At 68.7% G+C, this 24,354-nt stretch carries 23 protein-coding genes; 6 read left to right on the forward strand and 17 right to left on the reverse strand.

All coding sequences use genetic code 11. The features are described from left to right. Positions 1-173: 173 nt before the first annotated feature. Positions 174-4,541: a hypothetical protein gene (locus tag LFM09_RS46520; RefSeq protein ID WP_414103069.1), complete on the reverse strand. Its 4,368-nt coding sequence runs from the start codon at positions 4,539-4,541 to the stop codon at positions 174-176. Between the two features lie 123 nt (positions 4,542-4,664). Here LFM09_RS46520 and LFM09_RS46525 point away from each other — a divergent pair, with 123 nt between their 5' ends. Beyond that, positions 4,665-8,348, forward strand: coding sequence for a patatin-like protein (locus LFM09_RS46525; RefSeq protein WP_414103070.1), 3,684 nt, complete (start codon positions 4,665-4,667; stop codon positions 8,346-8,348). 1 nt (position 8,349) lies between these two features. Here the strand turns inward: LFM09_RS46525 and LFM09_RS46530 are convergent, their stop codons facing one another. From LFM09_RS46530 to LFM09_RS46550, 5 genes are all read right to left on the reverse strand, one after another. Continuing rightward, positions 8,350-8,595, reverse strand: coding sequence for a DUF2630 family protein (locus tag LFM09_RS46530; protein WP_414103071.1), 246 nt, complete (start codon positions 8,593-8,595; stop codon positions 8,350-8,352). After that, the gene (locus LFM09_RS46535; protein WP_414103072.1) at positions 8,592-8,894 is read right to left on the reverse strand and encodes a nuclear transport factor 2 family protein; all 303 of its coding nucleotides are present in this window, start codon (positions 8,892-8,894) and stop codon (positions 8,592-8,594) included. Before LFM09_RS46535 ends, LFM09_RS46530 begins: the two co-directional genes overlap by 4 nt. 24 nt (positions 8,895-8,918) lie before the next feature. Beyond that, positions 8,919-9,266 carry a VOC family protein gene (locus LFM09_RS46540; RefSeq protein WP_414103073.1) on the reverse strand — a complete coding sequence of 116 codons (348 nt, stop codon included), beginning with the start codon at positions 9,264-9,266 and terminating at the stop codon, positions 8,919-8,921. A 225-nt stretch (positions 9,267-9,491) separates the two neighbouring features. Then, positions 9,492-9,935: a hypothetical protein gene (locus tag LFM09_RS46545; RefSeq protein WP_414103074.1), complete on the reverse strand. Its 444-nt coding sequence runs from the start codon at positions 9,933-9,935 to the stop codon at positions 9,492-9,494. Between the two features lie 44 nt (positions 9,936-9,979). Continuing rightward, positions 9,980-12,556, reverse strand: a complete 2,577-nt coding sequence (locus tag LFM09_RS46550) for an ATP-binding protein (protein WP_414103075.1) — start codon at positions 12,554-12,556, stop codon at positions 9,980-9,982. A gap of 162 nt (positions 12,557-12,718) precedes the next feature. Between LFM09_RS46550 and LFM09_RS46555 the strand changes: the two genes are divergently transcribed. The 3 genes from LFM09_RS46555 to LFM09_RS46565 are packed head-to-tail and all read left to right on the forward strand — an operon-like array spanning position 12,719 to position 14,538. Continuing rightward, a complete protein-coding gene (locus LFM09_RS46555; RefSeq protein ID WP_414103076.1) occupies positions 12,719-13,567 on the forward strand; it encodes a lytic polysaccharide monooxygenase in 849 nt (282 codons plus the stop codon). Beyond that, positions 13,567-14,097, forward strand: coding sequence for a DUF305 domain-containing protein (locus tag LFM09_RS46560; RefSeq protein ID WP_414103077.1), 531 nt, complete (start codon positions 13,567-13,569; stop codon positions 14,095-14,097). Before LFM09_RS46555 ends, LFM09_RS46560 begins: the two co-directional genes overlap by 1 nt. Positions 14,098-14,133: 36 nt before the next feature. Beyond that, positions 14,134-14,538, forward strand: coding sequence for a PRC-barrel domain containing protein (locus tag LFM09_RS46565; protein ID WP_414103078.1), 405 nt, complete (start codon positions 14,134-14,136; stop codon positions 14,536-14,538). Positions 14,539-14,640: 102 nt separating this feature from the next. Here LFM09_RS46565 and LFM09_RS46570 read toward each other — a convergent pair whose 3' ends face one another. After that, positions 14,641-15,822 carry a PP2C family protein-serine/threonine phosphatase gene (locus tag LFM09_RS46570; protein ID WP_414103079.1) on the reverse strand — a complete coding sequence of 394 codons (1,182 nt, stop codon included), beginning with the start codon at positions 15,820-15,822 and terminating at the stop codon, positions 14,641-14,643. 76 nt (positions 15,823-15,898) lie between these two features. Next, the gene (locus tag LFM09_RS46575; RefSeq protein ID WP_414103080.1) at positions 15,899-16,273 is read right to left on the reverse strand and encodes an anti-sigma factor antagonist; all 375 of its coding nucleotides are present in this window, start codon (positions 16,271-16,273) and stop codon (positions 15,899-15,901) included. Between the two features lie 230 nt (positions 16,274-16,503). Between LFM09_RS46575 and LFM09_RS46580 the strand changes: the two genes are divergently transcribed. Continuing rightward, the gene (locus LFM09_RS46580; protein ID WP_414103081.1) at positions 16,504-17,466 is read left to right on the forward strand and encodes an anti-sigma factor RsbA family regulatory protein; all 963 of its coding nucleotides are present in this window, start codon (positions 16,504-16,506) and stop codon (positions 17,464-17,466) included. On the opposite strand, the gene LFM09_RS46585 is transcribed toward LFM09_RS46580, so the two are convergent. Genes LFM09_RS46585 through LFM09_RS46600 form a run of 4 tightly spaced genes read right to left on the reverse strand, consistent with a single transcriptional unit; the run spans position 17,358 to position 18,929 of the window. Continuing rightward, positions 17,358-17,870 carry an MSMEG_6728 family protein gene (locus tag LFM09_RS46585; protein WP_414103082.1) on the reverse strand — a complete coding sequence of 171 codons (513 nt, stop codon included), beginning with the start codon at positions 17,868-17,870 and terminating at the stop codon, positions 17,358-17,360. The two genes, LFM09_RS46580 and LFM09_RS46585, sit on opposite strands and share 109 nt — an antisense overlap. Next, on the reverse strand, positions 17,871-18,302 hold the full coding sequence (locus LFM09_RS46590; RefSeq protein ID WP_414103083.1) for a general stress protein: 432 nt from the start codon (positions 18,300-18,302) through the stop codon (positions 17,871-17,873). 55 nt (positions 18,303-18,357) lie between these two features. After that, complete coding sequence (locus LFM09_RS46595; RefSeq protein WP_414103084.1) at positions 18,358-18,546, reverse strand: DUF3072 domain-containing protein; 189 nt, start codon at positions 18,544-18,546, stop codon at positions 18,358-18,360. Positions 18,547-18,602: 56 nt separating this feature from the next. Beyond that, positions 18,603-18,929, reverse strand: coding sequence for a hypothetical protein (locus LFM09_RS46600; protein ID WP_414103085.1), 327 nt, complete (start codon positions 18,927-18,929; stop codon positions 18,603-18,605). 113 nt (positions 18,930-19,042) lie between these two features. On the opposite strand from LFM09_RS46600, the gene LFM09_RS46605 reads away from it, so the two are divergent. Continuing rightward, the gene (locus tag LFM09_RS46605) at positions 19,043-19,366 is read left to right on the forward strand and encodes a DUF6401 family natural product biosynthesis protein (protein WP_414103086.1); all 324 of its coding nucleotides are present in this window, start codon (positions 19,043-19,045) and stop codon (positions 19,364-19,366) included. A 43-nt stretch (positions 19,367-19,409) separates the two neighbouring features. On the opposite strand, the gene LFM09_RS46610 is transcribed toward LFM09_RS46605, so the two are convergent. From LFM09_RS46610 to LFM09_RS46630, 5 genes are all read right to left on the reverse strand, one after another. Continuing rightward, the gene (locus LFM09_RS46610) at positions 19,410-20,201 is read right to left on the reverse strand and encodes a mechanosensitive ion channel family protein (RefSeq protein ID WP_414103087.1); all 792 of its coding nucleotides are present in this window, start codon (positions 20,199-20,201) and stop codon (positions 19,410-19,412) included. Between the two features lie 69 nt (positions 20,202-20,270). After that, the gene (locus LFM09_RS46615; protein WP_414103088.1) at positions 20,271-20,447 is read right to left on the reverse strand and encodes a hypothetical protein; all 177 of its coding nucleotides are present in this window, start codon (positions 20,445-20,447) and stop codon (positions 20,271-20,273) included. 140 nt (positions 20,448-20,587) lie between these two features. Then, the gene (locus tag LFM09_RS46620) at positions 20,588-21,382 is read right to left on the reverse strand and encodes an aminoglycoside adenylyltransferase domain-containing protein (RefSeq protein ID WP_414103089.1); all 795 of its coding nucleotides are present in this window, start codon (positions 21,380-21,382) and stop codon (positions 20,588-20,590) included. Between the two features lie 53 nt (positions 21,383-21,435). Then, entirely contained in the window at positions 21,436-22,500 is a 1,065-nt protein-coding gene (locus tag LFM09_RS46625) for a family 2 encapsulin nanocompartment cargo protein terpene cyclase (RefSeq protein ID WP_414103090.1), read from the reverse strand. Next, positions 22,500-23,342: a geranyl diphosphate 2-C-methyltransferase gene (locus LFM09_RS46630; RefSeq protein WP_414103091.1), complete on the reverse strand. Its 843-nt coding sequence runs from the start codon at positions 23,340-23,342 to the stop codon at positions 22,500-22,502. The genes LFM09_RS46625 and LFM09_RS46630 overlap by 1 nt, the downstream gene beginning before the upstream one ends. Between the last annotated feature and the right edge of the window lie 1,012 nt (positions 23,343-24,354).

The following is a 24,354-nucleotide window of genomic DNA, read 5'->3' on the forward strand; positions in this document are numbered from 1 at the left end:
GACGCACACCTCTCAGTGATCTCGATCGGCGCACCCAAGCCTGGCGGCGAACCCCCGCCCTCGAACCCCCTGAACAACCCCAGAACGAACGGCCTTCAGCTCACTCGCCCGCACGTCGCGCACCAACATTTCCCCAGGCCGCAACGAATCCGGTGGCACTACCGGCAAATGCCCTAGACCTGCGCGCGGGAAACTAGCCGGTCGAGCGCCTTCCCCGCCGCGTCGACCAACCCGTTGGCCAGCAACGGATCCACCGACAGCAACGTCCGCGCCTCGGCGAGCATGGCGAACGGGTTGTCCTGCTCAGCGCAGTCGCGAACCGCCGCGATCGTCGAATCCGTCTTGCACACCAAGGCGTCCATCAACGTCGCGGCGTAGTGCAGGTAGCTGCTCGACTGGTCGCGCAACAACTGCAGCCGATCACTGAGCTCCGGCGGCTCGACCCCACCCAGCTCCGGCGCCAGCCCACGATGATCGAGCAACGCACCCGGCGTGCGTCCAACCCGATGAGTCTGCGCCAACCACCGCACGAGCGCATTGCTGCCCCCGTCCACCCCGCCCCGCACCCGCGCCAGCTGCGCATCGGCCTGCGTCGCAAGGTCCTGCCCGACCAGCTCACGCGTGAGCGACGCAAGATCGCTGATCTGCTGCGACGCCCTCAGGTCGTACATGTGGTGCACGATCCGGTTCAAATCCCGCGGCAACCCACCCGACAACGCATGACACAACCACACGTACGGCTCCGGCAACCGCAACACCCGCTGCACCAGGAACCGCCGCGTGTCCGCCAACCCGAACCGCGGCACCTTGATCACCGCGTCGAACGCCGAGTCGAACGTCGTCCGCACCGCCAACGTCCGCTGGTCGAACGCCGCCAACGCATCCTCCGACACCGCAACGAGGTAGAAACACCCCTCAACCCCAAAAACGGACTTCAGATCGTTGATGAACCGCTCCGCATCCGCAGCAGTGCCGATCTTGTCCAGCTCGTCCACGCACACCACGACCCGGCCGTCTTGGCGCAGCGCGGCCTCCTGCAGGAACCCCTTGAAGTCCGCCACCAGCTCCGGAAACGTCCGCGCCACCGCAGCCTGCTGCGCACCGCGCGAATACCCGAGCTCTACCCCACCTGGCGGCTTCAACGCCGCGCTGGAGGTGGAAACAGTCGTCTCCAGGTACCGCAACCGCGCCAGGTGCCGCTGCGCACTCGCTTCCAACGACCCCACAGGCACCTCAGTCCGCACGAACCAGCGCACGACCAACGCGGTGATCCAGTACGCGATCGTCACCGCCATGAGTGCCGCACCGGCCCACGCGACAGCTCCGGCGATGTTGCCGCTCACCCATCGGGCGCCGGACTGCACCTGTGGCCACAACAGGCCACCCGCTGCCAAGGCAGTGCCGAGCCCGAACGTCAGGACCGAGAACAACCGGCCACGGCGCCGCCGAACACCTGCTGGTTCGGAGCTGGGCGGCACGATCAGCTCGCACACACTGGCGAACAGGTGCACCAGGAAGTCCCGGCTGTTGTAGTTGGTCGGCGCCGACACCAGCAACGTGAGATCCGTAGGCCCCGCACTGAACCTGTGCTCGCCGAACGCCCGCAGCACCGTGCTCTTGCCACTGCCCCGCGGCCCGCTGAGCCCGATCGCGCCACTGGACATCGTGTGCAGCATCCGGGTGAGCCGCGCGCTGGTGTCCGTCGGCACGAACTGCGGTTCCTTGGTGATGTCGCTGAGCTTCCGGACCGACGCGTCGGGAAGCGTGGTGTCGTAGGAAGGTGCGGCGACTGTGGGCAGTTCGTCGGCGATCAGCGGCAGAACGCCGTCCTCCACCAACGCTCGGATCCAGTCCTCGTACGCCGTGATGGCCGCCTGGCGCTCGAGCCTCAGGTACCTCGGGGAGTCGTCCTCCGACGGCCAGTCGTCCGGGAAGTCCGACTGCACCGCCTGAGCGTGCCGACGAGCCCTGCGGGTACCGGCCCAGGCGACGGCCAGCAGGAGCGCCACTCCCAAGGCGACCAAGAACATGGACGGTGTGATCGACTTGAGGAGCGCTGGCGCGCGTGCGACCACGAACAACACTGCCAGCACCCCGAGCGCGCAAGCGGTGGCACCGAGCACGACTCCCGGCAAGTCGACGCGCAACGAACGGCTCACTCGCCACACCGCCGCCATGGTGCGCCAGAAGTCCAGAGAAAGCGGCAGTCGGATCCGCTTGAGGGCGATCCTCATCGACCGTTGTGACTCGGGCGACCTTTCAACGAGCGCGTACGCGCAGGACATCGCGCCGGCGGCGAACAACACCAGGCCTGCGCCGATCACCCTGGCGACCTGCGCGGCCGAAATCGACTGCGGCAGACCGAACTCGGAGATCAGCCACGTTGTCGCACTGGCGGCGGCGATCGCCAGCGACAGCATCCCGTAGGTGGTCGCCGCACGGAACGGCCACATGTCGACCGCTGCCTTCACATAACGACTCTTGGCCGCGACGAACCGCTCGCGCGCCAGGGCTGTCGTCGCCACGATCGTGTCACGCGAGGACTGGACCAGGTCCGCGACGGTGGCCTTGAAGTCGTCGATTCGCTCGGCCTCGACCGCGCCGTGCACGTCCGCCCGCTTGAAGGCGCGATCGACCAGATCCTCACGCTGATCGGAAACAGCGTCGGCAGCGGCCAGGTCGACCTGGAGCAGAGCATCGGACTGCTCGCCCCGGTGGACCGCCAGGACGTCCTGAACCAGGTTGTGCCGGAACAGGTAGACACCGCCGCGCCGGAACAACAGGCCGAGGGCGGCAGCGTGTTCCAACTTCCCGAACAACCGCAGTGGAGCCCTTCGCAGCAGCCACAACCACACCGTCGCGACCAGGTATCGGTAGTAGGCGGTCGTGCTGCTCACTGCGACGGCTACCACCACGCACAGGACCACCGCCGCCAACGCGTTGTGCGCCAGCCCTCCGGTGACGGCGAGCACGACGAACGTGATCAGGCCACCCAACCCGCCCATCAGCACGGCCAGGACGCGATCGTCACGCAATGACCGTTGCGGTGACTCGACTTCATCCCCGAACCCGATGTGCATGCCGGATCGCACGCCGCCCACGAGTCCCGCTCCGGCGCATGCCGCGACGAACCACAGCACGTCGGCTACCGGGGCACCTTGCATCACCAGCACTGATGCACCCAAAGTGCCGGTGGCACACGCACCAATGGCCCACCGCAACCACAAACCACGCGACAAGCGCACCCGCACCGGTGCGGGTGCGGTCGACCTGGCCGCTGGTTCACTCAACAGGGCCAGCACGCTCAGTGCGATCACCAGCCCGAAGATGCCCTCGGCCGTCGTCGGGATCGGCAAGGCGACAGCCATTGACGCGGACACCCCGGCCAGCGCCGCGAACACGACCGCGACAACCCGGTACACCATCTTGGGCACCATCCGCCGCAGTCGCCACCACGCGATGTCACGTTCGCCGAGACGCCGAAGCTCATGAGCCAGGAACTCGAGCGTTCTGAGCTGTGGCGGCAACTTGCCCGCCACGCGCAAGGAGGTCTCCAGTGCAAGCATCCGCAGCTGGGAGGTCCACGATTCGCCAGGCTTGAAGTCAGCGGCGTGGTGCGGCAGCCGCAGTCGTAGCGTGGATTGACGCTCACCAAGACTTGCGGACAGCCACTCGCTCGCTGCTGTCGCCGTTGTGATGTGCCACGGAGCGAACCGACTCGAACTCGCACTGGTGGTGCGCAACGCCGCGTACGGCAGCATCTCCAGCTCATGCTCTGCCCGCACCACGGTCATCGACGGTGTGGCGCCAGTCTTCGACTCGACGAACTGCGCTTCACGGCTGATCAGCACAACGGGCGTCTTCAACGCGCTCAGCTCGGCGAACAGGTCTTGGCGCCGGCCGAGCGGCAGCCGATCGAAGTCGTCGAGCATCGGCACGATCGCACCCGCGTCGACCAAACTCGCCGCTGCCGAACGCCGCTGCCGGCGCCCTCTGCGCCCGACGGTGCTGAACGCCCCCAGCATCGGGTACGTCGCCGCCAGCTCCTCGGCAAGACGAGCGGCCAGGTTGCCGTTCACCGGACTCCAGCCCGCAACCGACAACAACACCGGAACAGGGCCTCCACCGGCCCGATCGGCAAGCAGGTCACGGGCGCACCTCTGCGCGAGCGCCGTCTTGCCCGAGAACGGCTGGCCGAGGATCACCAGCATCCCGGCCTTCTGCTGCCGCCACTGCGCCACAGCTGCCGATTCGTCGCCCGTCTCCGGCGATTTCACCTGCTCCAGCTGTGCTGCGACAGTCCTGGCAAGTGCGTCGATCGCATCCGCCGGCACCGGAGCACGAAACACCAGCGAGAGGTCCTCGCCCACCACGAACAGGTAGGCGAGCAGGATGAACACCGCGACCAGCACCGCAGTCGCCGCAGTACTCCCCGCGCCGATCCCGGGAATCCGCAGCACACCGTCGTCGGCGAGATTCGCGATCACACCGGCCGCCGCCGTGAAGATCATGGCTGTGGCGAAGCCGGGCTGTTTCCGCATCAAAGCCTCCGGGTGCAGTGCAGATCCACCTGCGCTCATCGGCGGCACGGCCAGCGGCGTTTCACCTGATCGAGAATCGACGTTCGGCGTAACCAGCTGTGGGTGATCTGCGACTTATCTCCCATGAGCACCGAGCACAACCGCCACCCGGAGGAGATCCGCTTCGCCGTCGTCCTCAACGGCGGGGTCAGCCTCGCCGTGTGGATGGGCGGCGTGGTGCTGGAGCTCGACCGCCTCACCCGAGCCACGAAGGAAGGCGGCGACCCCGCCTACCACGCGACGCTCGACCTGGTCGGCGGCACCGCGCGGGCCGACGTCATCACCGGCACGTCCGCGGGTGGCATCAACGGGGCCGCGCTGGCCCTGTCGCAGGTGAACAGGAAGGCCGACCTCAGCGCGTTGCGCGACATGTGGGTCGAGCACGGTCGGTTCGACGAGCTGCTGCGGCAGCCGTTCAAGGGGCAGCCGCCGTCGCTGTTGCGCGGCGACGAGTACTTCCTGCCGCGTCTGACCGAGGCGCTGGGCCGGCTCACCGACGGCTTCGCGCCGGTGTCGGCCGACGAGGCGCCGATAGACCTGCGGATCACCACGACGTTGCTCAACGGCGTGCCGAAGACGAGCTACGACGACCTCGGTCAGAAGCTCACGCAGACCGTGCACCAGGGCAGCTTCTCGTTCCGGCGCGACCCACCGGAAAGCGGATCCACCCACGACGATTTCGCTGGCGAGCAAAGAGAACTGAAGCCGCACCTGGTGGCGCGCCTCGCCCTGGCGGCCAGGTCGACCGCCTCGTTCCCGTTCGCCTTCGAGCCGTCGTACGTTCCGGTGCCGTCCGACGACAGCTCCGGAATGGGTGCGAACGCGAGCTGGCATCGCGGAGATCGCGAGAGGTCCCGGTTCGCGGTCGACGGCGGCGTGCTGGTCAACACGCCGACGAAGGAAGCACTGGAAGCCATCGACCGGATGCCTGCCCAGGGCAGGGTCCGGCGCGTCATGCTGCTGGTGTTCCCGCACGCCCCCAGCAACGGCGACGAACGGCAGCACGACAAGCCAGACGGCTGTCCGAGTGTCCTCGGCACGGGCGGCAAGCTGCTCGGCGCGCTCTACAGTCAGAGCGGCCGGACCTATGTGGACAGAGTCGAGGAGCACAACCGCACGGCCGCTTCCCGTCGCATCGGCCGCAACGCGCTGCTCAACCAGTTGCACGGGGAACACCCGGGTTCGTTGGTGTCACAGGTCTACCAGTTGGCCGGCGCACTGTACGGCCAGTACAAGGACGTGCGGATCCGTTACGCGGCAAAGCAACTGGCAGGCCGGCTGTTCGACAGCGAGGTCACCGTCAGGCACAGCTGGTCGTTCGAACGCACACGCACCGCCGCCGAGGCCGCCCAGCGCGAATGGGCGAAGACTCGAACACTGCCCTATGTACCGCGAAACCCACCGCCCCTGACCGTGCTCGGTGACGAGGGCACCTGGCCGTGGGGCTTCACGATGGCCGAACGACTCGCTTCGGCCACGCTGGACCTGCTCAAGCGCCTGGTGTGGGTGCTGCCCGGCACCGGCGAGACCACTGACGTGGTCGCGGGTCTGCGCAGCGACCTGCACACCCACCGCATGAAGATCCGCAAGCTGCGCACGGACTTGGACGCTGATGCCGAGCAGACGGTGCCCAACCACGAGCATTGGGAAGGACGCCTCGATCGGTACTACCAGCGGCTCTGCACACGCGGTGGCATCGGCGGGGAGGTACGCGAAGCAGTCGAGGCGATCGGCGGCATCCTGTTCAAGACCTGCAGGGTGCTGAACGGTGTTCTGCCGGATCACGACGAGATGGCCGGGCTCACGGCATGGCGCGCATTGCTCAACGCACCGCTCACGGGCGTTGAGGCCTACACCGGGCTGAACGGCTCGCGACTGCTGCTGTCGCGGCTTTTGGCGTTGGAGATCTCGGCGACGTGCGTAGGTGACGTCGCACCGACCGGGCTCGACCAGCCGGTAGAACTCGTGCAGCTGAGCCTTCAGACGGTGAACCCGTTCGCCAAGTACAGCCGCACGCCGGACGACAAGGCCGCAGGTGCCTCACTCGGCCGGTTTTCCGGATTCCTCAAGCGTTCCTGGCGGGTGAACGACTGGATCTGGGGCCGGCTCGACGCCGCGACGACGCTGTGCCAGGTCGTGCTCTCGCCTGAACGGCTGCACCGCCAGTACAACATCGAGATGCCCGAAGGCACCGACCCGGCCAAGGCTGCCGAGGACAAGGTCAACGGCCTCGTGAAGACGTTGTTCGGCGAGACGGCGCCGCCCGAGCTGGGCAGCGAGATCAGAACGGCCATCAACGAGCTCAAGACCATCTACGGCGCCGACTCAGCCGATCGGCTGGAGCCAACGGCCGAGGCACTGGCCAAATTGGTCACGTGGGGCCTGCACATGCGGATCATCACCGAGGAACTCAGCGCGCTCAAAGACGCTGTCCAGGCCGACCTCAACGACGGCGCGAACGAGAGGTCCGCAGGAGCGTTGTTCATCGTCCAGCGGGAGACGTTGCTGAACGAACTCGGCCAGCGCGCCTCTTTCGCACCCGAGCCTGCGGCCGTGGAGCGCGCACTGGCGGCCCTCGCTGCGTTCGACCAGGCGAGGATCGGCCGCGAGCCGCTGGCCGAGGAGCTGACCGGCGACCAGATGATCCGCACCGCGGCAACCGCGGCCGCCGTCACCGCGAGCGTGCTGGACAGCGACCGCTCAGGACTCGGGGCGGTCAAACCGGTGACCCGCCTCATTCGGGGAGCCACGCTGCTGCCGTACTGGATGGTCCACGGCCTCACCCGCGGCAACCGCATCGCTCAGGCAGGAGGCCTGCTGGCGATCGCGATCGGTGCCGTGATGCTGATGCTCGCGATGTTCAACCTGCTGCCGAAGGGGCTCATCGCCCCTGCCGCGGCGCTGGGCGCCGGCACGTTGCTCGCGGTGTTCGGTTATGCGGCACTGCGTTCCCGAACGATGTTGCACGGCCTGGTGCTGCTGTCCCCGGTCGTACCGCTCGTGACTCACGCGATCACTGCCCCCGACGACACGAAGTCGGAGGTCGGTGCCATTTCACTCGGAGGTGTCGCCGCAGTCGTCATCGCGCTGATGATCCTGGGCAGCATTCCGGCGATGCCTCGCACCCCGTTCGCACTGATCGTGGACGGCTGGCGCGTGGTGTTGAACAGGCTCGTACTCGTGGTGGCCGGCCTGTGCCTTCTCTGGAACGGTTTCCTGCTGGCCGTCCTGGTGGTGCACCTGGTGCGGCCACTCCTGCCGGTCATCGCGACCGTGCTCGGAGCCGTCGCGGTGGTGGCCGCGGCGGTCATCGCGTTCCGGCAGGGCAAGTCGCTCAAGCGGTGGCAACGGGACCCGGACCAGAAGTGGAAACCCCTGCGTGCGGACCACCCTGCCGCCGCCACCGCGGGCTGGGCCGTGGTCTACGGCGTGGTCTTCCTCGCCACCGCGACGGTGATGTGGCTGGCGTCAGGGGAGAACAGGCACCCGGTTCTCCTCTCCGCACTGATCACCGCCTGGGTGTTCGCGGGTGTTCTCCTGCTGATCACCCCCTGGTACGTCCCGATGCGGGCCCGCCGGGCGATCCAGCGGACGCTGGCGGGCGAGTCGGCACCGGCCAGACTCGAGGCGAAAGGGATTACCTACCTGTACCTGCTCGACTTGAACAGCGAGACGAACGAACTGGTGCCGCGTCCGAGCCCGCAAGGCCGGGTGCGCAACGCCCTCGGCAAGCTCGGCGCCGCCGTGCAGAAGAAGTGGAAGCGTTGAGCTACTGGAGGTAGCCCTCGACCTCGCCGACGGAGCGCGCGGGCACGTCGTCGGCCGACTCGCCCTGGGCACGGGCGGCTCGGCGGCGGCGCAGGAGGTCCCAGCACTGGTCCAGGGCCTCTTCGACGGCGCGCAGGCGGGAGTGTTCCTCGGTGGTGGAGATATCGCCGGCCCTGAGGCGTTCGCGGAGCTCGTGCTCCTCGGCGACGAGCTCGTTGATGCGGCCCAGCACGGATTCGTCGGTCATGCCTGTCCCGTCTCGAAGCGGCTCACCTTTCCGGACTCTACGACGAAACGCCAGTACGTGCGCATCTCGCCCCAGGTGTCGTTGCGGTAGCGGATGATCAGGGACTTTCCGGCGTCGGAGGACGATTCGACCTCCATGTGGCCGTTGTCGTCGAAGATCTCGCGGGCAGTCCACGCGCGGAGGTCGCGGTCCGTGCCGTCGTCGGACATGGTCGCGTCCGGGCTCAGCAGGTCGAAGAAGGCCTTCTCGTCGCCGTCGTTCACGGCGGCGATGAAGGCCTGCACCACGGGATCGGTCATGACGACGAGTTTGCCGCACCGAACTCAGGCCGGCAGGGACGCGAGCGACAGGCTGTTGCCGTCCGGATCCAGCACCTCGACGTGCTGGACGCCGTTCGAGTAGGTCTCGACGGGTCCACACGCGACACCGGCCGCGGCCAACCGGGCCAGGGTCCCGGAGAACTCGGCCGCGGTCACCCCGAACGTGATCATCGAGCCACCCACCCGCGCGGCCCGCACCGAGCGGGCGTCGAGGACGAGGTAGGCGTTCGAGCCGGTCTGCCAGAGGTGTTCCTCGCCGATTGCCTCGTCGGCGGCACGGCCGAAGAACACCGTGTACCACTCCAACGACCTCGCGAGGTCACTCACACACATCACGCTGTGCATGTCCATGGAAGTAGAGACTCCTCCCAGGACCGAAACTCATCAGCCGCTGCTCCTGGGCAGGATCACGTTCGCCAGGGGCACGTGGTGGGAGGCGCTGCCGGTCCAGACCCCCTGGAGCGGCCGGCAGCGCGTCTGCGAGTTCAGCGAGTTCAGCACTCAAAAAGCGTCGCTCGCAGCCCTCTCACCTGGGAAGACGTTCGGACAGCCCCGGACAGATCCGGACACCCGCGGTCAGCGCCACTCCGTGCAGTTCGCGGTGCCCTCCCCTACGCACACCCGCACGTCGAACGCTTCGACGTACGCGGCCGACCACTCGATGTCCTTCGTCGAACCGCTTCCGGACACGCTGGCGATCCGGCTCTCGTACCAACCAGGCGGCATGGGTTCCTGGTACTGGGCGCGCACCCACAGGTGGGCCGCCAGGCCGTCGTCAGCGGTGTCCTTGAGGAACGACGGTGCCGCGATGGTGACCTCCGCGTACTGGGTGTAGCCCTTCACCAGCGCGCTCGCGCCCGCCACCGCCGGGTTCATCGAGAACTCGACCTTGCAGCTGGAGCCGGGGTCGAACACGGGATCGCCGGGCGGCAGGGTGATGCATCCGCCTGCTTGGGCGGACGTCGCGCCGCACAGCCCGAGAACCAGTGCGGCGGACAGGACGACAGACAGCTTCTTCATGAGATCCCCCTTCGACCCATCGATGTATCAAGGCCGGGAACAGCTCACAAGCTGTTCGGACGATCCCGGACACCCCGGTACCCGGCGCTCTGCAGGACCTCCAGCGCCTGCGCACCGGCGTCGGAGGCTGGCCCTGGGTCACCAGCTGCCGAGTACGCGCTGCTCAGGGCTGTGAGCGCCAAGCCCTCCAGAACGCGCTGACCGGTCGCCGCCGCCCGTTCCCGTGCCTCGGACGCGTCCCGCAGGGCCGCGGCGAAGTCGCCGGCGGCGAGATTCAGCCAGGCCAGCTCCACCAACGCGTCCGCCACGCCGTGCCCGTACCCGATCGCGACCGCCATCCTCCACGCCCTGCGCAGGTCGTCGCGCCTGCCGCAGACCGCCGCGACGGTGATCAGCGCGTCGATCTCGACCCGGCCGGAGCCCTTCGCGAGCGACAACGCCTGCTCCGCGCACCGCAACGCCTCGTCCAGCCGGCCCGCGTCGCGGTGCACGCGGGCGAGGTCGTCGAGCGCGGCCGCTTCACTGACCCGGTCCTCGTGGTCGTGGTTGAGCTGCCGGGCCCTGGCCAGGAAGTGCGCCGCCTGGTCGAGGTCGCCGAGGTAGCGGTGCACGACGCCGAGCGCGCCCAGGGTGTTCGCCGCCGACCGGGACTCGCCGATCGACTCCCGCAGCTCGACGGCGGCGCGCAGGTGCGCGGCGGCCTCGACCAGCCGGCCACGCCGCATCTCCGCCTGGCCCAGGTTGCCGAGCGAGCGCGCCTGCCGTGCCACGTCGCCGATCTCGGTGTGGAAGGCGAGCTCGCGCCGGAAGCAGTCCGCCGACTCCTCCAACGACCCCAGCTCCGCGTAGACGCCGCCCAGGTTGCCCAGCGTGGTGAACTCCCGGAACCTGTCCCCCGCCGCCCGGCTGAACTCCACGGCGTGCTCGAAGTGCCCGGCCGCTGCGCGATGATCACCCGCGCCCCACTGCGCCGTGCCCAGCGACAGGTGCATCGCCGCACAAGCGCCGGCATCGGAGTGCCGCGACGCAGCGGCCAGACCCACGCGCGCGACGGCCAGCCACTCCACGGTGTAGCGGCGCAGCCAGTAGCAGCCGCGCAGCGCGTCGGTCAGCAGCCACGCCATCGGCGCCTGCCCGAGCGACTCGGCCTGCTCGATCGCCGTGACCAACGTGGACCGTTCCGCGTCGAACCACTGCAACGCCTCGGTGGCACCAGCGAAAGCGTGCGCCGGAGTCAATGAAGCGAGCACCGAGAAGTCCGGCCGCACCGCCCGCGCAGCAGCCACCGCCGCGTCCAAGTACTGCGCGTAGAGCCGGCCGATCGAACCGTCGGAGCTCTCCTCGGCCGCATGCCGTTCCCGCGCGTAGAGGCGCAACAGATCGTGCAGTCCGTACCGACCGGCCGACTTGACCTCGACCAGGTGCGCCGCCACCAGAGTCCGCAACGCCGCTTCGGCCTCCGGGCGGTCGAGCAACACCGCCGCGGCACGGGCGGGCAGCGAGGGCCCGAAAGCGACACCCATGCGGCGGAACAGCGTCTGTGCCAACGGATCGAGCGCCGCGTAGGAGTGCCCGAACGTCGTCCGCACCGCCGCGTCGTCGTCGCCCTCCACCTCCAGCGCGGCGAGCCGGTCACCGGCCGTCAGCTCGGCCATCAGCTCCGCGATCGTCTGATGTGGACGGTCAGCCAGGTTCGCCGCGGTGATCCGCAACGCCAGCGGCAGATAGCCGCACAACCGGACCAGTTCGTCGACGGCGTCCAACTCGCGCAGCACCCGTTCCGGGCCCAGCACGCTGATCACCACCGCCGGCGCCTCCTCCGGCGACAGCACGCCGAGCTCCAAACGATGCGCGCCATCGCGGGCAACGAGGCCAGCCAGGCGATCGCGGCTCGTCACGACGGTCATGCACCCCGGCCCGCCCGGCACCAGCGGCCGCACGTGCGCCGCGCTCGGAGCGTTGTCCACCACCACCAGCACCTGCTTGTCGGACGTGATCGACCGGTACATCCCGACCATCGCGTCCTGCTGCAGCGGGATGTCCTCACCGGGTACGCCGAACGCCCGGATCGCCAGCGCCAGCGCCTGGTCCGGCGTCACCGGCGGCCCCGCCGAGTACCCGCGCAGGTCCACGTACACCTGTCCGTCCGGGAACCGGCCCGCCACCTGGTGCGCCCACTGCACGGCCAGCGCCGTCTTGCCCACACCGGGGATCCCGCACACGACCGCGAGCCTGCTGCCACCCTCCAGCAGCACGGTCAGCTCCTTGAACGCCTTGGCGCGCCCGGTGAAGCCCGGCACGACCGCGGGCAGCTGGCGCGGCACATGAACAGAGGCAACCGGGACACGAGCCGGTTCGGCCTGCACCCGGCGCCACGCGGCGAGCCACGGTTCTACCTCGCCGTCGGGCACACCGAACGCCTTGAGCAGCCCGCGAAGCACCTCCACGGCCGGCGCGGTCTTCCTACGTGGACTGAGCGCGTCCGCGAGCGTGCTGCGCGCGAGCCCGGACAGCTTCTCCATCTGCCGCAACGACGGGTTGCCCGCCCACACCTTCAGCGCACGCAGGCGAGCGATGAGCTCGTCGAGCGCGTGCACGTCGTCAGGTCTCGGGGCGGACATGACTGAAGCCTAATGATCGCGCGGCGGGCGTTCGAATTCCTTCGGTTGGCCGTCGTAATGGTCCAACCAATTGTTTACACTCGTGAACCGGGCCGCCGATCCCGCCAGCGAGCACCTGTCCCCCGAGGACGTGTTCGCCGCCTCCGCCTGCCAGGAGGAGCAATGAAGGCACGGAATCGGCTCGCCCTAGCGAGCCTCACCGCATCCGCCGCTCTGGCCGTCGCGTTCATCGTCCCCATGACGACCGCCAGCGCCCACGGCACGATGTCCGATCCGGCCAGCCGGGTCTACACGTGCAAGCAGGAGAACCCGGAGAACCCGAAGTCCGACGCGTGCAAGGCGGCCGTGGCGGCCGGCGGCACGCAGGCGTTCTACGACTGGAACGAGGTGTCGCTGCTCGACGCGGGCGGCCAGCACCGCACGAAGATCCCGGACGGCAAGCTGTGCAGCGCGGGCCGCGACAAGTACCGCGGCCTCGACCTGCAACGCGCCGACTGGCCTGCCAAGCGCATCTCGGCCGGGTCGCTGACGGTGACCTACCACGCGTCCGCGCCGCACTCGAACAGCAACTTCGAGTTCTACATCACCAGGCAGGGCTGGAGTCCCACGCAGCCGTTGCGCTGGTCGGACCTCGTGCACCTGCAGACGTTCAACAACCAGAACCCGTCGACGTTCACCAACTGGACGCTGAACATCCCGCAACGCACCGGTCGCCACATCATCTACTCGATCTGGCAGCGCGTGGTCGGCAGCGCGGAAGCGTTCTACACCTGCTCGGACGTCGACTTCGGTGGCGGCACCAACCCGCCGCCGACGACCAGCAACCCGACGCCACCGCCCACGACCACCACCACCGCGCCGCCTCCGAGCGGAACCTGGGCCGCGGGCACGACGTACCAGATCGGCAACCGGGTCAGCTACAACGGCAACAACTACGAGTGCACCCTCGCGCACACCGCGATCGCCGGGTGGGAACCGCCGAACACGCCGGCCCTCTGGAAACGCGTCTGATGCGGATCTTGTTGCTGCTGCTCGCCTTCGTGGTGTCCGGTTGCGCCCCGCAGCCGGACACCACGTTGCGCGGTGACCCGTTGGACGTGATGTTCCTGCAGATGATGATCCCGCACCACGAGCAGGGCGTCTCGATGGTCGCGCTGGCCGCACAACGCGCCCAGGACGACGACGTCAGGATGCTCGCCGCCGCGATCGAGTCCACGCAGGCGACCGAGCTCGGCACGATGAAGGACTGGCTCACCGCGTGGGGCGAACCTCTCACCGCGCCGCCCGACTCGCACGCCGGCCACGGTGGCATGCGCCGCAGCGACCCCGAGGAGATCGGCAGGCTGACCGCGTTGCACGGCAAGGAGTTCGATCAACGGCTGCTCAACGTCCTGATCGCACACCAGGACGACGCCGTGCAGATGGCGCGGTGGGAGGCGGGCAGCGGCGCGCACGAGGAGGTGAAAGGCCTCGCGGGCAGGATCGAGAAGTCCCGCGCCGCGCAGATCGACATGATGAAGAGGTTCCTCGACCGGGTCTAGCCGGGTACCCCGGCGGCAAGACACAGGGAGGTCGAGATGCAACCAGTCCCGTTCGTCCCGTGGGCGTGGCGTGACCCGTCCTGGGCCAACGAGCCCGAACACGACGAGGCCGAGCTCGCGCGGCGCCCCGACACCGGCCTGATCGGCTACCACGTCGAGGCCACCGACGGCGGCATCGGCAAGATCGACGAGGACAACGCGAAGGTGCCGAACGACTGCCTCATGGTCGACACCGGACCGTGGATCTTCGGGCACAAGGTCGTGCTGCCCGTCGGCACGGTCCAGCGGATCGACCACGACGAGCGCAAGGTCTACGTCGACCGCACCAAGGAACAGATCAAGAACGCGCCCGAGTACGACCCGGACAACCACGAGGACTACCGGCAGCGCACGGGCGACTACTACACCGAGAGCTACCGGGCGCTGCCACCGATGCTCTAGTGGCGCGACCCAGAACGTTGGTGGGTAATGCACGCTCAGCAGGGTGCATCGCGGCTGACCGCGAATTCACCGGCAACGTTCTGAGCCACGCCACTAGCCGATTCAGGCACGGCTGGGAGGCCGCACGAGCACCGACTTCTCGCGATCGTGCTGCCACTCCACGAGAAGCGCGCTCGCGTCGTCCTGCAGCTTGCCGTTCTGATGGCCCAGCACCGTCCGCATGAGACGTCGCAACGTCTCGGGCGCCGGGCAGCCGTCGGCCTCGCGGCGGATCACGAAGTCCGCGAACCGCCGCAGGCCGAACTGGCGACCGTGCGCGTCGCGGGCCTCGACGATGCCGTCGGTGTAGAAGAGCAGCCGGTCGCCGGGTTCGAGGTGTTCACGGCACAGCGTCGGAGCCGAGGGCAGCTGGAAGCCCATCGGTGGCGCCGGACGGCAGCGGAGCTGGCGCACCCAGCGGCCCTGGCGGATCAGCAACGGTGGCGGGTGACCGCGGTTCACCCAGCTCAGCACACCGGTGCGGAAGTCGAGCTCGGCGAGCACGCCGGTGGCGAACCGCCGCCCGCCGAACTGCTCGCCGATCACCTCGTCCACGGCGACGCTGGTGTCGACGAGGTTCGCACCGCGGCGCCGGAAGCTGCGGGACGTCCCCGTCGCCAGCGCGACCGTCAGGCCCGCTGACTGGTCGTGCCCCATCGCGTCGAAGATCGACAGGTGCACGACGTCGCCCTCGATCGCGTAGTCGATCGCGTCGCCGCCGATCTCGTAGGCGGGCTCCAGCACCGCCGTGAGCACCAGGTTGTCCGTGGCGAAGGTCAGTGGCGGCATCAACGGCCACACCACCTCCGCGGCCACTGCCATCGGCCGCGCGCGCACGAGCTGTTGGTAGGTGTCGCTGTGCGGGCGTTTGCTCACCAACATCAACGCGACCAGCGAAGCCAGCGACCGCACGTGGTCCACAGTGGTCTTCGAGCGATCAGGTGCGGTGACTCCCAGGACGCCGATGCGTTCGGTACCGTCCAGCAACGGCATCCAGAAGTGCTGCGCACCGTCCCGTGCGGTCACCATCGGCGTGAGGTCGCGGAACGCCCTGCCCGCGAGGCTCGCGTCGACCGGGAACGAGCGCTTCTCCTCGGGGTGCAGCGCGACCAGCGACTCCTCGCGCAGGTCCGCGAGCAGGATCAGGACCTCCGACAGCCCGGCGGCGGCAGCCCGCTGCTCGGCCAGCTCCGGCAACCGCTCCAGGGTGGCGAGGTGGCTGTCCTCCAGCAGGGTCGCGAGCATCGCGTACGCGGAACCGTCCGTGGCGTCGTCCGTCGGCGTTCCTCCTCAGAAGATCCCCAGGTCCTTTGTGGACCGATCACGCCCGGCCGGACACCTCCGGCGGCGTGAGCTCCGGCAGGCTCGAACGCACGCCCAGCACGTCCGTCAGCTCCAGCACCTGCAACGGTCTCAGCACGGTGGCGGCGTTCGCGACGACCACGAGCGCGCTGCCCCGGCGCAGGCACCTGTCCTGGCAGTCCAGCAGCAGTCCGATCCCGCACGCGCCCAAGAAGTCCAGATCGGTCAGGTCCACCACCACGGGTGCGGGCGGTGCGACCGAGCGCAGTGCGTCGTCCAGGCGGCCGGACAGCTCCTCCGCGGTCACGTCGTCCAGCTCACCGGCGACGTGCACGACGACGGCCGGGCCCACGGTCTCGCTCGTGGTGCGGAAGGGAGCATCGTCGGTGCGCATGCGGCAACCTCTCACTGAGGCGGACAACCGTCACACGGGCTGCCTGCTCAACCCCCGGAAGACGGTAGCGCAGTCCCGGTGAGTGTGCGGATCGGCGACCAGGTTCGCCCGGATGGATCAGGCGTAGGATCGGACGCCATGCGCACGTCCGGTGTCACCGACGTCGCCGCCCGGCCGCACCCGCTGCCCGGTACGGCGATTTCCGGGCTGCCCGGCGTGGAGCGCCGCCGATGACGGGCTTCTACCACGAGACCGCGTTCTACGGCTCCGACGACGACTTCCTGGCCATCGCGGTGCCGTTCGTCGAGGGCGGCCTGCGGGACGGCCAGCCGACGTTGATCGCGTGCGCCGAGAAGAACACAGCTCTGCTGCGCGGCGCGCTCGGCCACGAGAACGCGGTCACCCACCTGCCGGGCGCCGACCAGTACGCCAGGCCGGCCGACGCGATCGCGAGCTACCGCGAGATCTACGGCGGGCACGCACGCGCCGGCGCGACCCAGATCCGCGCGATCGGCGACGTCCCGCACCCCGGTTTCGGCGTGCCGTGGGACTGGTGGGGCCGCTACGAGAACGCCGTCAACCAGCTCTTCGCCGAGTTCCCGCTGTGGGGCCTGTGCCCGTACGACACCAGGATCACCCCGCCCGAGGTGCTCGCCGACGTCACCCGCACCCACGAGTACATCGCCACGGCGTCGGGAGAGCACCTGCCGAGCCCCGACTTCGGCAACGGGCGGCCGCTCAGCAGACCCGTCCCCGACGTGCTGGAACAGGGCGCGCCACAGGTCTCGCTGGTCGACCCGACACCCGCGGCCGCGCGGGAGGCGGTCAACAAGGCGATCAAGGGCACCGAGCTCACCGAGGACAACGCGCACGACATCGTGTACGCGGCCAGCGAGATCGTCACCAACGGCCTGACCCACGGCGTCGCGCCGGTGCGGTTCCGGTTGTGGGCGGACGCCTCACGCGTGGTGGTGGCGGTGCACGACCAGGGGGCCGGCCCGGCGGATCCACTGGCGGGGCTGGTGCCGACGACGGCGACCCGGTCGGCCGGGCTGGGGCTGTGGGTCCTGCACCGCACCTGCGACTACGTGTCGATGGGACGCGACGAGGACGGGTTCACCGTGCGGGCCAGCGTCGGCGGATCCGACACCGGCCACACACAGGGCAGATCGTCCGGCACATCGGGGAAGTAACTCCGGTAGTGCTCAGGATCCTTGCGCACCAACGCCGACCGGTGACTGCGGTGCACCGCCTCGTCCCCCAGCCAACCGGGCAACGCGCCCGCCGCCGCGAGCTCGTCCTGCGTGCGCACCACCGTGATGTCCTTGGCCCGCGCCAGATCCGACCGCAGCGTCGCCTCACACGTGTCGGGAAAGCCCGAGGCGCGCCACACCGCGCAGACCTCCAGGCCGTACCGCACGAGCGCCTCCTCGTACCCGGCCCACATCCGCACCGCCGGGTGGTGCCGCCAGCCGTGCCCCGGCACCACGAGCGCGCGGTGCACCTGCAACGTCTCGACGCGTTGCTTGCCGAGCCGCCGCCGGTCCAGCACACGGGCCGTGGCGGCGAAGTCCGAATACGGCAGGAAGGTCTGCATTCAGAGCACGTACCGCGCAGCCTGGGCCGCCTGCGCTCTGTCGACGTGGACCTCGTACCGCTGCGCCTGCAACGTCATGACGCTGGAGAAGTCGCGCCGGCCGCGCGTGGACCAGTGCGCCACGAACCCGAACACGCCTCCCCAGAACGCACCGATCAGCAGGCTGATCAGCAACATCCACACCCACGCGGCACCGGCGGTGAACAGGCCGAACAGCAGCCCGATCAGCACACCGAACCAGGCACCGCTCGCGGCACCCGCTGCCGCCGCCCGGCCACGCGTCATGCGCCCGGTCACCTGCTCCACGGTCCGGACGCCCTCGCCGACGATCCGCACGCTCTCCACCGGGAAGCCGTCGTCCGACATCCTGTCCACGAGCCGCTGGGCCTCCGCGTAGTCGGAGAAGCTCGCCAGCAGGTTCGACTCGGTCACCCTCTGTTCGATTTCCACAGGCGACGGTTACCCGGGAACAGGGCGCCTGACACGATCAACTTCCGCGACCGGTCTTCTGCTGCAACCGGTCTATGAGCTGCGAGGCCTCGACCTTGGTGAGCTCGCCCGGCACCTCCTCGCCCGCTTCCTGGGCGAGTGTGTGCAGGTAGGACTCCTGCGGACCGGTCATCGGCTCGTCGCCGGTCGTCCAGTCCTCAGGGTCCTTCTCGGGTGTGCGGTTCACGACCATCCCCTTTCATCCGAACACGCGTTCGAATACCCAGGAGGGCCGTGGATCAATCACCTGCTCAGCATCACGTCACCGGGAACGGAGGGACGCGGCACGCCCAGCCGCGGCAGCTTGGCCAGCATGCGGTGGGCGGCCGTCAGCAGGGTCCGCGACTCCATCCGCTCGCCGAAGCCGAGGTGCTCGTCGGCGGCCTCCACGCAGGCCAGGACCTGCGGCGGCACGGTGGTGTCGGTGGCGGCGCAGTCGGCCAGTGCCTCGTGCAGGCACTTGCGGGCCTCGTCCGCCTCGATGTTGGTGAGCGCCGTGCACACCGCGTTGTCCAGCTTCTCCAACGCGTTCACGCGCAGTTGTTGCACTGAAATGTCGTCGAGGGTCATCGCTCGCCTCCACAGCCGAGTCTCTTGCGCCGACTGCTTGACGCCCCGCGCGGGAGTACCCGGTTCGAGCGCCCTCAAACCGGGGCTTCACCGTGCTTCGCTACCGTGGCGGGATGCGTGGTGTGAACAACGCGCGGAGGTGGATCTCCGAGCTGTCCGACCGGATCGGCATCGCCGGCTGGACGACGCTCGCCATCACCCCCGCGCTCCTGGCCGAGGTCGACCAGCACGCTGCCGCGGTGCGCGACATCCTGCTGTTCGGCGTCGAGGGTGCGGGGACCGTGGCCGCCGTCGTGCTGCTGGCCTCGTACGCGCGCGGGCTCCTGGAAAGCGAACCGCACTGGACGCCCACGTCGTGGCTCGGCGTCCGGCTGATGGCGGTCTGCCAGCTCGCCCACGCACACGACACGAAGCCGCTGTCGAACGAGCTCGCATGAAGAACGAGGCGCACCGCGGTGGGCGCGCCTCGTCTCGAACAGCTCAACGGTCCTCAGGCCTCCGCGCGCCGAGAACCGGATCCGCCACCGGAACCTCCTGCGTGACCGGCTCGGGTTCGGTGCGAGCCCGCACCGCGTCCTCACGGCCGCGCTGGTAGGCCTCCGCCTGGGCCTGCGCCTGCGGCAGCTCCTGCTCCGCGCGGCCGAGCCAGCCCTCCCACCGGTCCTGCATCGGCCGGATCAGGCCACCGCCCATGCCGACGACGAGGATGCCGCCGACGGTGGCGAGCACCGCGATCAGCACCGGCGTGGTCACCGTGGTCGCGACACCGATCTGGTTCAGCGCGGCGATGATGCCCAGCGCCCAGATGAACACCGACGCGATGGTCGCGAGCGTCCGCCCGTAGGACAGACCGCCGAGCGCGCTGGCGATGAAGTCCTTGACAGCACTGGCGATCGCGCCCGCCACGACGACGATGATGATCGCGACCGCGGCCTTGGGCAGCCACGCCACGATGCCGGTCAGGAGCTCCGAAACGGGGTTCGGGCCCCACACTCCGAAGGCGATCTGCAGCGTGATCAGCACTAGCGCGTAGAAGACCAGCTTCGAGAGAAGATCAGACGCGTCGTACTTGCTGCGCGCGAGCATCTGCTTCATCCCGCCGCGCTCCACGAGCCGGTCGAAGCCGACCCGCTCGAGCACCTTGTCGACCAGCTTTGCCACGGCCTTGGCGACGAGCCAGCCGATCACGAGGATCAGCAGGAAGGCCGCCAGTTTGGGCACGAACGTCGCCACCGCCCGCCAGGCGTCCGTCAGCCCTTGTCCGAAGTCCATGTCGAACTCCCTTCACCGGACGTGCCCAGGCGGGCACCCTCACCTGGCAATACCCGGTGCGAGCACCCTTCACACGACCGGCCGCAACTCCCGGTCACTCGCCACGAGGTGCTCCCAGGTCCGCCCGCGCTGACTGGGAGGTGCCGAACCGTCCGCTGTGCACACCGGGTACACCAGGCCGAAGGGAACCGGCTGATCGAACTCGTCACCGGTGCGAACGTCGACGAGGCGACGCAGGTGTGCCATCACAACCACTCCTCACGACCGCGCGGGGACCACACGCATCCGGGCAACCACCCGGACGGGGGACCTTGGGTTTGGGATCACCGAATACCCCGTGAGCAGCGCGGACATGCGCAGGACCGTTGCGACAAAAGAGTGAACCATCAGTCCACAGTGGACCGTGACTCCGCCTCGGCGAGCACTTCCAGCGTGAACTCACCAGCCGCGCGGAGCAGTCCCGCGAACGCCACGGGCATCCCGTCGCGGTGCGCGAGCGCCGCCCGCATCAGGGGCTCCCACCGGCTTCCGAACGTGTCGAGCGCGTACTCGGCGGCGGCTTCCTTCGAGATCACCTCGCCGGTGACGACCGTGTGGTGCAGCCGCGGCGGTCCGAGCACCCGCCCGGGGTTCGCGCGGCGCACCGATCCGCTCGCCAGCCCCTCTCCCCAGCCGCGCCAGTGACCGCGCAGCTGGCCGAGGTTCCACTCGCGGAGCCGGCCGGGTTCCGGGTCGAGTCCGAGCAACGCAGGCTCGGGTCCGCGCACCGCCACTCCGCTGTCCCGCAACACCTTCCACACCACCGGGTTGACCTCGAACCCGCGGCCGAGCTTGACCGTCCACCCGCTGTGCGACCCCAACGGCCGGATCGTCGTCACCGGCAGGCCCAGATCATCGACCGCGATGAAAGCACCGTTCACCGTCCCCGGGATCGCCGGATCGACCCGGCGCACCGCACGCCCGGCAGCCGTCAGGTTGCCCAGCGCGTGCAACGCCCGCAGCCTGCGAGGGGGCAGATCTCCTTCCACCACAGCGATGAAGTCGATGTCGCTGCGATCCGCACGCCACGCGCCGAGGGCCACCGAGCCCACGACGTAGAACCCGGCGATCCGGCCGGGCAGCAGCCTGTCGGCCACGGCGAGGTAGCGACCGGTGGCGCGTTCCACATCGGCGGGAAGCATCCACGCAGTCTCACATCGCCGTGGTGACAGTCTCGTCAAGTCGTGTCAGTTCCTCACTTGTACCTCGGATGCGTGGTGTGCCACTCGAAGCCGCCACCCATCCAGGCCTTGGTGCCCTTCAGGAACCGGTGCAGCTCCAGCGACGGCACCGCCAGCAGCGCCTTGTGCCCGGCCTCGAAGTCGCGCACCAGCTGGTTGTGCAGCTCGACGGTGCGCTCCACGGCCTCGGCGATCGAGCACTCCCGGTCGGCCGCGATCTGCAGCACCATGTTGCAGACCGGCTGCTCGTCGGCGGCGTCCTTCTCCACCGACACCAGGTCGTTCACCATCACCGACGCCGTGCCCGCCGCGGTCAGCAGCTGCCGCACGCGCGGGTCGTAGTACAGCGGCGCCGGCAGCTCGTAGCCGCCAACAGCGTCGATCAACGTCATCGACGTGTAGAACGTGTCGTGCTGCCGCGTCGCCAGGTACTGCCACGCCGGCGGGTAGTTCCCGGTGTGCCGCCAGGCCGCATAGGCACCCCACGACACGAACATCGCGAACGTCGAGTAGCAGACCCGTTGCACCACAGTGGCTGTGGAACGCGAGGAGAGATGAGCGATGCCCGAGCGCAGACCGACGAGCACGGGGTCCGCGGCGAGCGTCTCCTCCAGCTCGGCAGTGAACTCGGCGGCCGGCGCCACCGGGTCCATCGCGGCCATCGCCAGCGCGAGGCGCGGCGGCAGCTCGGCCGGAACCGCGCCCATCTCGGTGCTGTCGGCGTACAGGTCGTCGGCCGCCCACCACGCCGCGTTCAGCTTCGCGGCGATCAGCAGCTGCTCGACGTCGTCCGTGTCGACGTGGGTGAGCACCGCAAGGCGTCCGAACTTGCCGCCCAGGAACCGTTCCGGCTCCTCGAAACCGCAGTCCCCCGCCCACGCGACGAGCCGCTCGTCGACGGCGGCGGCGAGCAGGTCGTCCTCGCGTTCGAGCACCGGCACGTAGAGAGCAGGCGCCGTGCCGTCACCCCACGGCCGTTCCGCGTAACCGGGTTCGGGCGGCAGCTCAACGGCCTCGGGCCGCCCGAGCCGGGCAGCGGATGTGCCCAGCCCGGACGGCCCGTTCAAGAGGTCCCGCATCAGACGCGGTCCGCGGCGATCAGCAGGTAGTGGAAGCTGCCTTCCTTGTAGGCGGTCAGGAACGGGTCCTCGATGCCGGTCGCGACCGACGACTTCGCGCGCAGCTCCCAGTACGGGATGGTCTCCGGCGTCAGGTCGATCACGCTGATCGGCACGAAACCGTTGTCCGCCAACGCCTTGAAGTACTCGCTGCGCGGGTGGATGTTGCAGATGTAGTGCTGGTCGATCTGGCTGACCGCGCGCGAACGGCCACCCGTCAGGTCGTTGTAGCAGCCGGTGATGCAGACGTACCGGCCGCCGGGCGCGATGAGCCGCGCGAACTCCCCGTACAGCTGCTGGAGGTCCACGTACATCGTGGTCTCGTTGGTCCAGATCCCGTTGAACGAGCCGGTCTCGAAGCCGGTGTCGAGCATGTTCTTGAAGTGGAACCGGACCTGGTCCGCGACACCGCGTTCCCGAGCCTGGTTGTTGGCGAACGCCACCTGCTGCTCGGAGATGCTGACACCGTCGACCTGGGCACCGAACCGCGCGTTGGCCATGAAGCTCGTGCCACCGCGACCGGAGCCGCCGTCCATCAGGTGGCCGCCCAGCGGAACGTCGTCGAACGCGTCGAGCAGCACCTCGGCCTGCGCGGTCTCCAGCCGGTGCATCTCGGCGATGATCGCCTCGTCGCCCATTCCCAGCACCGCCGGGTCGTACGCGCCGAGCCCGTAGTGGTGGTGGTAGAGGCCGTCGACCTCACCGAGCTTGATGTTGACCGGGTCCTTCTCCTTGTTCCAGTAGTCCGCGACGGAACGCTGGTAGTCGGTGCGCAGAACCGGCTTCACAGTGGGGCTCGCCATGACCTGTGGTGCTCCTGTTCGTTGGAACGCTCGCTGCCGAACAGCACTCGACCTTTGCAGCTGATGGCGCACTCGGCGATCCGCCGATCAGGGTTGGTTCGGACACGAACGGGTGTGGGCGAAAGTGCGCCGCGGTAGGCGCCTTAACCCGCGCAACCCCGCCGGTACCTCCACTTTTGGGGGTTCCCTGCGTCCGTCCGGATGACGGAACGGCCGGGATTCCACGTCGTACGGGAAAAAATCCCGGTACGAGCCCAGCGGGTGGCCGCGCTCCCACTCGGGTCGCAATCGGCCCAATCGGCTCACACGATTCAGAGGCGTGAGCTGCACGGGGAACTGCCCGAAGAGGCAACAAATCGTCAGTGAAAACAGTTTCAGGATTACTCTATTCAAGAACATGAACGTTTGACACATATGCAACTATCGACTACAAAGAAATAGCCCCCACCCTGCTGAAGAGGGTTATCGATGAAGCGAACCTCTATACCCCTGCTAACCGTGGCCTTAATCGGTTCACTCGCCATTCCTGTCACGACGGCGACCGCTGCACCCGCCTTGACAGGGCTAAATGTCTCGTCAGCGAACCGCCGTTCCCCTGTTTCCGGCCTCTACGACTGGTCGAAAGCGGGGTATCGAGGCAATGGGGTGCTGCCGGGAAACAATGATGTGAACCCGAGCGCGAGCTGTCAGACAACCGCGGCAGAACTCGCCTCTCAGCACAACGTCCGCCCCAACGACTCGGCCGACGACACCGCCGGACTGCAGGCAGCGATCGACTCGATCCGGACGCAGTGCTCGCCCAGCGCCGGCTATTCGAAACTCAGCCTCATCACCCTCCCTGCCGGTGAGCTGAAGGTGTCGAAGGAGCTGCACGTCGACGCGGACTACCTGATCATCAGGGGTGCCGGCGCGACCGCGACGAAGATCGTCTACACGCCCGACGCGAACACCAGGTACGACGCCCTCACCCCGGACGGCTCCGACTGGGACGAGGACGGCATGACCCACGGGG

The sequence above is a fragment of the Lentzea alba genome (assembly GCF_047445655.1).
Lineage (GTDB): Bacteria > Actinomycetota > Actinomycetes > Mycobacteriales > Pseudonocardiaceae > Lentzea > Lentzea alba_A.